1 protein-coding gene is annotated in these 10,418 nt (G+C 74.6%); it reads right to left on the bottom strand.

Annotated features, from left to right (window positions below; all coding sequences use genetic code 11):
* Window positions 1–11: 11 nt before the first annotated feature.
* Window positions 12–10,409 (bottom strand): type I polyketide synthase, encoded by a 10,398-nt coding sequence (locus ACFVXJ_RS24040; protein WP_389664558.1) that lies wholly within the window; start codon window positions 10,407–10,409, stop codon window positions 12–14.
* Between the last annotated feature and the right edge of the window lie 9 nt (window positions 10,410–10,418).

The raw sequence follows: 10,418 nt of genomic DNA, 5'->3' as shown, positions 1-10,418 counted from the left end.
CTTCGGGCACGTCAGGATCGGTTGCTGTGGTGGTCGTCGCCGCCTGGGCCGGTGAGCCCGTCACGGTCGTCGGGGTCGCTGCCGCCGTCGAGGGCGAGGTCGAGGAGGTCCTGGAGGTCCATCGTGTCGATGGACTCCACGTCGACGGTGGCGGTGGTGCTGGTGGTGTCGGGGGTGTCGGGGCCGGCAAGTCGGAGCAGGCTGTCGAGCAGCCCCGCCTCGCGGATGCGGCTCAGGGGGATGCCGGCCAGGGTGCGGCGCAGTTCCGCTTCCTGCGGGTCGGTCTCGACGGTCGCGCCGGCCGGATCGCCGGTCCCTTCGGGGAAGAGGGTCCGCAGCAGGTGCAGGGTCAGCGCCTGCGGGTTGGGGTAGTCGAAGACGAGGCTGGACGGCAGCCGCAGGCCGCACGCGGCGCCCAGCCGGTTGCGCAGGTCGACCGCGGTCAGCGAGTCGAACCCGAGGTCCTTGAAGGCCCGGTCGGGTGCGACCGCGTCGGCCGAGTCGTGCCCGAGGGCGGCTGCCGCGTGTTCGCGTACGAGGTCGAGGACGGCCGCCCGCCTGTCGTCCCCCGCGAGCCCGGTGAGCCGCTGGAGTGCGGCGGGCCGGGCGTCGGCGGTCGGTCCGTCTCCGGACGGTCCGGCGGTGGCGCGCAGGGCCTCCCGTACCTCGGGCAGGTCGGCGATGAGCGGGCGGGGACGGGCGGCCGCGAACACGGGCGCGAACCGGGCCCAGTCGACGTCCGCGACGGTCACCGCGGCGTCCCGGCCGGCCACGGCGCGTTCCAGCGCCGACAGGTTGGTCGCCGGGTCCATGGGCGGGAGGCCGCGGCGGCGCAGTTGCTCCTCCGCGTCGCCCTCGGTCGCCATGCCGCCGTCCGCCCACGGTCCCCAGGCGATCGCCGTGGCGGGGAGCCCCCGGGCCTTGCGGCGTTCGGCGAGCGCGTCGAGGAAGGTGTTGGCCGCCGCGTACGCGCCCTGGCCGCCGCTGCCCCAGACGCCGGCGACGGAGGAGAACAGGATGAACGCGTCGAGGGAGTCCGGCGTGTCGAACAGCGCGTCGAGGTGGACGGCGCCGGCCGTCTTCGCGGCCACCACCCGGGCGAAGCCGGGGAGGTCGGTGCCGGTGCCGGGCGGCTGCGAGATGCCGGCGGCGTGCACGACGGTGCGTACCGGGGTGCCCTCGTCGGCCAGGCGCGCGACCAGTGCCGCGAGCGCGGCCCGGTCTGCGACATCGCAGGCCGCGAGGGTCACGGTGGCGCCGAGCGCGGTGAGTTCCGCCTCGGTCTCGGCCGCGCCCGGCGCGTCGGCGCCACGGCGGCTGACGAGGACGAGGCGTTCGGCGCCCCGTTCGGCGAGCCGGCGCGCGACGTGGCGGCCGAGTGCTCCCGTACCGCCGGTGATGAGCACCGTGGACCGTGGGGTCCAGGTCGCGGCCGGGGCCGTCTCCGGGGTGGTGCGCACCAGCCGTCGTACGAGGGTGCCGGAGGCGCGGACCGCGCTCTGGTCCTCGTCGCCCGCCGCGGCGAGCAGCGCCATCAGCCGGGACAGGACGCTGTCGTCGCAGCTCGTGGGCAGGTCGACGAGGCCGCCCCAGCGCTCGGGGTGTTCCAGGGCGACCACCCGGCCCAGGCCCCAGACCTGCGCCTGGGCCGCGCCGCCGAGGTCGTCCGAGGGGACGGCCGCAACGGCGTCGCGCGTGACGCACCACAGCCGAGCGTGGACGTCCCCGGCCGGTACGCCGGGGAGCTCGGACGGGACGGACGTGAGGGCGGACGTGAGGGCGGATGTGAGCGCCAGTCCGACGGGCACGCCCGGGTGTCCGGGGTGCGGACGCTCGTCGAGCGCCAGCAGGGAGAGGACACCCGTCACAGGACCGTCGGCCGCTTCGCGGAGCCGCTCGGCCAGGCGCGTGTGCAGTTCTCCGGGGTCGGCGTCGGCGACGTCGAGCGGGAGCGGTACGACGCGGGCGCCCCCGTCACCCAACCGGTCGGTGAGAGCGCTGACCCAGGGATCTTCGGCGTGCGAGGCGGGCAGGACCACGAGCCAGGTGCCGGCGGGCGTGCCGTCCCGGTCGGCGCCGGACCACGGCCGCCAGGTGACGCGGTACGAGCGGGCGTCCGCCTGTGCCAGTGCCTCCTGGTCGCGGCGCCAGGCCGAGAGGACGGGCAGGGCGGTGCTGAGCGGCTGGTCGGCGTCGATCGCCGGCCGGCCGGCGAGCAGCGGGACGAGGTCCGCGCGCTCGACCGCCTCCCAGAACCGGGCGTCGACGTCGTTGCCGGCGGCGCCGGGCCCGGTACCGCGCGGGGCGGCGGCGGGCGCGGGCCAGTAGCGCTTGCGCTGGAAGGCGTAGGTCGGGAGGTCGACGCGCCGCGCGCCGGTACCGGCGAAGTACGCCTCCCAGTCGACCGAGGTGCCGTGGGTGTGGGCCTGCCCGAGGGCGGTGGTGAGGGTCTCGGCCTCGGGGCGGCCCTTGCGGAGGGCGGGTGCGAAGGTGCTCGCGTCCGTGTCGCCGGTCAGGCACTCCTGAGCGAGGGCGGAGAGGATGCCGTCCGGGCCGAGTTCGAGGTACGTGGTGACCCCGGCGGCTTCGAGGGTGCGTACGCCATCGAGGAAGCGGACCGCCTCGCGGACGTGCCGGACCCAGAAGTCGGCCGAACCCATCTCGTCCGTGACCAGCGCGCCGGTGAGGTTGGAGACGACCGGGATCCGCGGGGAGGCGTAGGACAGGCTCTCGGCGACCTTGCGGAAGTCGGCGAGCATGCCGTCCATGTGCGGCGAATGGAACGCGTGACTGACCGTCAGACGCTTGGTCTTACGACCCTGCGCCTCGAACGACCCGGCAATCGCAGCAGCGTCCGCCTCGTCACCGGCGACCACGACCGACTGCGGCCCATTGATCGCGGCAACGCTCACCCGGTCCGTCAGGAGCGGCAGGACCTCGTCCTCGGACGCCTGCACCGCGATCATCACGCCACCGGACGGCAGCGCCTGCATCAGGCGCCCGCGAGCGGCGACCAGGGTGCACGCGTCCTCCAGGGACAGCACTCCGGCCACATGCGCGGCCGTGATCTCACCGATCGAGTGCCCTGCCAGGAAGTCGGGCTTCACACCCCACGACTCCACCAGCCGGAACAACGCCACCTCGACCGCGAACAGCGCGGGCTGGGTGTACTCCGTACGATCCAGCAGATCACCGTCCGAGCCGAACAACACTTCCTTGAGCGGCAGTTCGAGCCGCGCGCACACCGCGTCCAGCGCGTCGGCGAACACCGGATAGGTGTCGTACAGCTCACGCCCCATGCCCGGCCGCTGGCTCCCCTGCCCCGTGAACAGGAACGCGAGCCCGCCACCGGTGGCGGTGCCCCGGACCAGCCCCGACTCCTGCTCTCCGGAGGCCATGGCCGCCAGGGTGCGGGTCAGGGCCTCGTGGCCGTCGGAGACGATCACCGCGCGCTCGTGGAGGGCCGCCCGGCCGGTCGCCAGCGAGTGGGCGAGGTCCACCGGACGGGGCCGGTCGGCGGACTCCAGCAGGGGCAGGAGCTGACCGGCCTGGGCGCGGAGGGCGTCCGCGTTCCTGGCCGAGAGGACGAAGGGCAGGGTGCCCGGCGCTTCGGTGGGCGCCGGCTGTCGCGGAGCGGGGAGGGGTTCGGGGGCCTGCTCGATGATGGTGTGGGCGTTCGTTCCGCTGATGCCGAACGACGACACACCGGCCCGCCGCGGACGGTCGTCCGCCCGGGACCACACCGTCGGTTCGGTCAGCAGGGTGATGTCGCCGGCCGTCCAGTCGACGTGCGGGGTGGGCTCGTCGACGTGCAGGGTCTTCGGGAGCACCCCGTGCCGCATCGCCAGCACCATCTTGATGATGCCGGCGACACCGGCGGCGGCCTGCGTGTGACCGATGTTCGACTTGATGGAGCCGAGCAGCAGCGGCCGGTCCGCCGGCCGGTCCTGCCCGTACGTCGCGAGGAGGGCCTGCGCCTCGATCGGATCGCCGAGCCTGGTGCCCGTACCGTGCGCCTCGACGACATCGACCTCTGCGGGGGTCAGCCCCCCGCTCGCCAGGGCGGCACGGATGACCCGCTGCTGGGAGGGGCCGTTCGGCGCGGTCAGACCGTTGCTCGCACCGTCCTGGTTGACGGCCGAGCCACGCACCACCGCGAGCACCGGGTGCCCGTTGCGGCGGGCGTCCGAGAGCCGCTCCACGAGCAGCATGCCGACGCCCTCGGCCCAGCCGGTCCCGTCGGCTGCCGCCGCGAAGGCCTTGATGCGGCCGTCGGGCGAGAGTCCGCCCTGGTGGCTGAACTCGCTGAACGTGCCGGGGGTCGACATCACCGTGACGCCGCCCGCGAGGGCCATCGTGCACTCGCCGTTGCGCAGCGCCTGGATCGCCCAGTGCAGGGCGACCAGCGACGACGAGCATGCCGTGTCGACGGTGACGGCCGGGCCTTCGAGTCCCAGGGCGTACGAGACGCGGCCGGACAGGACGCTGCCCGCGTTGCCGGTCATCACGTGGCCGAGGACCTCGTCGGTGCCGGATTGCTCCAGTTGCGCGTCGTACCCGCTGTAGGCGGCTCCGACGAACACACCGGCGCGGCTGCCGCGCAGGGCGGACGGGGCGATGCCGGCCCGCTCGATGGCTTCCCAGGCCGCTTCCAGGACGAGCCGCTGCTGCGGGTCCATGGCGAGCGCCTCGCGCGGCGAGATGCCGAAGAAGTCGGCGTCGAAGGTGTCGGCGTCGTGCAGGAAGCCGCCTTCGAAGGCGCGGCCGTTCCCGTCCGCGTACAGCGCGTCGACGTCCCAGCCCCGGTTGCCGGGGAAGGGGGAGATCGCGTCGCCGCCGGTCTCGACGAGCCGCCACAACTCCTCGGGGGTGCGGACGCCGCCGGGGTAGCGGCAGCTCATGGCCACGATCGCGACGGGGTCGTCGGCGAGGCTCATGGCCGGGGCGCCGGGAACGAGGTCGTTGTCCGGGGCCGTGTCGTGCGGGTCGCCGAGGAGCTCGCTGCGGAGGTGTCGCGCGAGCGCGGTCGCTGACGGGTGGTCGAAGACGAGCGTCGTCGCCAGTCGGAGGCCGGTGGCGGCGGACAGTTGGTTGCGCAGGTCGACGGCGGTCAGCGAGTCGAAGCCGAGGTCCTTGAACGCCTTCGCCGCGTCGACCCGTTCGGCCGAGGCGTGGCCGAGCACGGATGCGACGTGCGTGCGGACGAGGTCGAGCAGCGCCCGGTCCTGTTCGGGGCCGGTGAGGCGGCGCAGCCGCTCGGCGAGCGGGGTACCGCCACCGGTACGGGTCTGCGCCGTCCGACGGCCGCCGGTGCCGACGAGCTCCCGGAACACCGGGGCGACCGGGCCGGGAGCCGCGGCGGTACGGAGGGCGGTGACATCGAGGCGGGCCGGGACGAGGACGGGCCGGCCGGCGGTGAACGCCGCGTCGAGCAGGGTCATGCCTTCGGCGGCGGACAGGGCGCCCATGCCGTGCTGCTCCATGCGCCGCAGGTGGGCCTCGTCGAGCGTGCCGGTCATCCCACCGGCGCCGGCCCATACGCCCCAGGCCAGCGAGGTGGCCGGCAGGCCCTGGCCGTGGCGGTGCTGGGCGAGGGCGTCGAGGAACACGTTGGCGGCCGCGTAGTTGGCCTGCCCGGCGCTGCCGAGCGTGCCGGCGATCGCCGAGTAGAGAACGAACGCCGAGAGGGGCAGGTCCCGGGTCAGCTCGTGCAGGTGCAGTGCGGCGTCGGCCTTCGGCCGCAGCACCGCGTCCAGGCGCTCCGGGGTGAGGGAGGCGACCACCCCGTCGTCCAGGACCCCGGCCGTGTGGACGACCGCGGCGAGCGGGTGGCCGGTCGGGATCGCGGCGAGGGCGGCGGCGAGGGCGTCCCGGTCGGCCGCGTCGCAGGCGGCCCAGGTGACCCGGGCGCCCAGCGCGTCCAATTCCGCGGTGAGCGCCGGCGCGCCGGGGGCATCGGCGCCCCGGCGGCTCAGGAGCAGCAGGTGGCGCGCGCCGTGTGCGGTGACCAGGTGCCGGGCGACGATCCCGGCGAGGGCGCCGGAGCCTCCGGTGATCAGGACGGTGCCGTCCGGGTCGATGGCCGGCGCCGCGTGCGTGGCCGGGGCCCGGGTGGCCGGGGCCGGGAGGTCGGCGTGGGTGACCGCGGCCGAGGGGTCGGAGCCGGGGGACGTACGGCAGCGGGTCAGCCGGGGGACGCGTACGGCTCCGTCCCGCAGCAGCAGTTCGGGCTCGTCGCACGCGAGGGCGGCGGCGAGGACGGCCGGGTCCGAGACCCCGGGGCCGTCCAGGTCGGCGAGGACGAACCGCCCGGGGTTCTCCGTCTCCGCCGAGCGCACCAGGCCCCAGACGGCGGCGTGCGGAAGGTCGTCGACGCCTTCGTCCGGTCCGGCGACCGCGCCGCGGGTCAGGACGACGAGGCGCGAGGCGGCGAACCGCTCGTCGGCGAGCCAGGAACGCACCAGGGCGAGCGCCCGACGCGTGGCCCCGTGCAGGGCCTCCGCGCCGTCGCCGGCCGGCGGCTCCGTGAAGGGGGCGAGGACGTACGCGGGTACGGGGGCACCCGCGGCGACCGCTTCGCCCAGCGCGGCCAGGTCCTGGTACGGGACGGCCGGGGCGAAGCCTTCGCCGCCCAGTACCGCCCACCCGTCGCCGGACGCCGGCGTACCGTCGGCGGCCTCGGCTTCGGCCGGGACCTGGACCGGCGACACGGGCAGCGGCAGCGGCATCCAGTCGAGTTGGAACAGCGAGTCGTGGCGCACGGCCGGGCCGCCCAGCCGAGTACCGGGCTCCACCGGGCCGAACGGCTTGGGGGTCAGGCTGCCCACCGTCGCCACCGGCCGGCCCAGGTCGTCGGCGAGGTCGAGCGCGACGGCCCCCTCGCCGGTGTTGCGTACCCGGACGCGCAGCGCGCCCGCGCCCTCGGCGTACAGCGTGACGTCCGACCAGGTGCCGAGCCCGGCGCCGGTGTGCGGGTCACCGTCCTGCGCGAAGGCCACGTGCGCGGCGGCGTCCAGCAGCGCGGGGTGTAGGCCGAACCCGGCCCCCTCCGCGTGGTCCTCGGGGAGGCGGACCTCGGCGAACAGGTCACCGTCATGGAGCCAAACGGCTTCCACGGCGCGGAACAGCGCGTCGCGCCGGGGCGTGGGCCCGTCCGTCGGGACGGTCGGGTACAGGTCCCCGACGTCCAGGGCCTCGGCACCGGTGGGCGGCCACTGCGCGAGGTCGAAGGACGCGGCGGGGCCGGTGGGCGCGAGGACGCCCCGGGCGTGGCGCTCCCAGGGGGCGTCCGCCGGAGCGGCCTCCGCCCGGGAGGAGACGGTGAAGGTGCGACGGCCCCGGTCGTCGGGGGCGTCGACCAGCACCTGGAGCCGTACGGCGCCTTCGGCGGGCAGGAGGAGCGGGGCGTCGAGCACCAGTTCCTCGGTGTGCTCGCACCCGGTGTGGTCCCCGGCGCGTACGGCCAGGTCCACGAAGGCCGCGCCCGGCAGCACGGCCGTACCGGCAACGGTGTGACCGGCGAGCCAGGGATGGGTGCGGAGCGAGAACCTGCCGGTGAACAGCACGCCGCCGGTTCCGGCCAGCGTGACGGCCGCGCCGAGCAGCGGGTGGCCGGCCGGATCGAGCCCGGCCCCGTCCACGTCACCGGTCGCGGCGGCACCCGGCTCCAGCCAGTAGCGCTCGTGCTGGAAGGCGTACGTGGGCAGGTCGACGCGCCGGGCGCCGGTGCCGGAGAAGTACGCGTCCCAGTCGACGGCCGCACCTCGTACGTGCGCCTCGGCGAGCGCGGTGGTGACGGTCTCGGCCTCGGGGCGGCCGGCCCGGAGGGCGGGCGCGAACACCGCGTCCGCATCACCGGTCAGGCACTCCTGGGCGAGGGCGGACAGGACGCCGTCGGGGCCGAGTTCGAGGTAGGTGGTGACCCCGGCGACCTCCAGCGCACGGACTCCGTCCAGGAACCGGACCGCCTCGCGGACATGCCGGACCCAGAAGTCGGCCGAACCCACCTCGTCGGAGACCAGCCCACCGGTCAGGTTCGACACCAGCGGGATGCGGGGGGACGCGTAGGAGATCCCCTCCGCGACCTCGCGGAACGCCTCCAGCATCCCGTCCATGTGCGGCGAGTGGAACGCATGACTGACCGTCAGACGCTTGGTCTTACGACCCTGCGCCTCGAACGACCCGGCAATCGCCACGGCGTCGGCCTCGTCGCCCGCGATGACCACGGACTCCGGCCCGTTGATCGCGGCGATGTTGACCCGATCGGTGAGCAGCGGCAGGACCTCGTCCTCCGACGCCTGCACCGCGATCATCACGCCACCGGACGGCAACGCCTGCATCAACCGGCCGCGCGCCGAAACCAGCGCGCACGCGTCCTCCAGCGAGAACACCCCCGCCACATGCGCGGCGGCGATCTCACCGATCGAGTGACCGGCCAGGAAGTCCGGTGTCAGACCCCAGCTCTCGACCAGCCGGAACAGCGCCACCTCGACCGCGAACAACGCGGGCTGCGTGTACTCCGTCCGATCGAGTACAGCTGCATCGTCCCCGAACAGGACGTCCTTCAACGGCAGCTCAAGGTCGAGCCGCGCGCACACCGTGTCCAGCGCCTCCGCGAACACCGGATACGCGTCGTACAGCTCCCGTCCCATGCCCAGCCGCTGGCTGCCCTGTCCCGTGAACAGGAACGCGAGCCCGCCGGCGGCGACCGTGCCCCGCACCAGACCCGGTGCCCGCTCGCCTTCGGCGAGGGCGGCGAGGGTGGTGTCGAAGTCGGCCTCGGTGTTACCCAGGAGCACGGCACGGTGTTCCAGGGCCGCGCGGGTGGTGGCCAGCGAGTGGGCGGTGTCGAGGGGGCGTGCGGTTGAGCGGCCTCGGCCGTGGGTGGCCAGCAGGCGCGCGGCCTGGGCGCGCAGGGCGTCGGCGCTCCTGGCGGAGAGCGTCCACGGCAGGACGGCCGGTACGGACCTCGGGACGGCGGGGGCCGTCGCGGCGTCCTCGTCGGGTGCGGCCTCGGGTGCGGGGGCCTGCTCGATGATGGTGTGGGCGTTGGTGCCGCTCACGCCGAAGGCGGAGACGGCCGCGCGGCGTGGTGCCCCGGTCTCGGGCCAGGGCAGCGGCTCGGTGAGGAGCGACACCGCGCCTTCCGACCAGTCGACGTTGGGGGTCGGTTCGTCGACGTGGAGGGTCTGCGGGAGCAGGCCGTTCTGCATCGCCATGACCATTTTGATGATGCCGGCGACACCGGCGGCGGCCTGGGTGTGGCCGATGTTCGACTTGAGCGAGCCCAGCCGTAGGGGCCGGTCCTCGGGGCGGTCCTGGCCGTAGGTGGCGAGCAGCGCCTGCGCTTCGATCGGGTCGCCCAGCGTCGTACCGGTGCCGTGTGCCTCGACGACGTCGATCTCGGCCGCCGCGAGCCGGGCGTTCTCCAGGGCCTGGCGGATGACGCGCTGCTGGGCGGGGCCGTTGGGGGCGGTGAGGCCGTTGCTGGCGCCGTCCTGGTTGACGGCGGAGCCGCGGACGACGGCGAGGACGGGGTGGCCGTTGCGTCGGGCGTCGGAGAGGCGCTCCACCAGGAGGACGCCGACGCCCTCGGACCAACCGGTGCCGTCGGCGGAGGCGGCGAAGGACTTGCAGCGGCCGTCGGCGGCGAGGCCGCGCTGACGGCTGAACTCGACGAACACGTCGGGGTTGGGCATCACGCACACGCCGCCGACCAGGGCGAGCGAGCATTCACCCTGCCGGAGGGCCTGGGTGGCGAGGTGCAGGGCGACGAGCGAGGAGGAGCAGGCGGTGTCGATGGTGGCGGCCGGGCCTTCGAGGCCGAACACGTAACTGACCCTGCCGGAAAGGACGCTGGTCGCGCCGCCCGTCAGGAGCAGGCCCTCAAGCCCCTCGGGAGCCTCCTTGAGGTCGGCGCCGTAGCCCATGGCGCCCGCGCCGACGTAGACGCCGGTGCGGGTGCCCCGTACGTCCGCGGGGTCGATGCCCGCGCGTTCGAAGACCTCCCAGGACGTTTCGAGGAGCTGGCGCTGCTGCGGATCCATCGCGAGTGCTTCGCGCGGCGATATCCCGAAGAAATCGGGGTCGAATACGGTCGCCTCGTCGAGGAATCCGCCGCCGGTGTTGTAGAAGGTGCCCTTGCGTTCCGGGTCCGGATCGGCGAGCGAGGCGATGTCCCAGCCGCGGTCGGCGGGGAATCCGGTGATGGCGTCGCCGCCCGTGGCGACGAGTCGCCACAGGTCTTCGGGGGAACGTACGCCGTTGGGGAAGCGGCAGCTCATCGCCACGATGGCGATGGGCTCCCGGGCCTCCTCGTCGACCTCCTGGAGGCGGCGGCGGGCCCGCCGCAGCTCAGTGGTCATCCACTTCAGGTTTTCGAGAAGCTTTTCTTCGTTCGCGCCGGCCACTGAAACGTC

Origin of the sequence: Streptomyces sp. NPDC058279 (assembly GCF_042881255.1) — a bacterium.
GTDB lineage: Bacteria > Actinomycetota > Actinomycetes > Streptomycetales > Streptomycetaceae > Streptomyces.
This window is presented reverse-complemented; position numbering and strand designations above follow the sequence as displayed.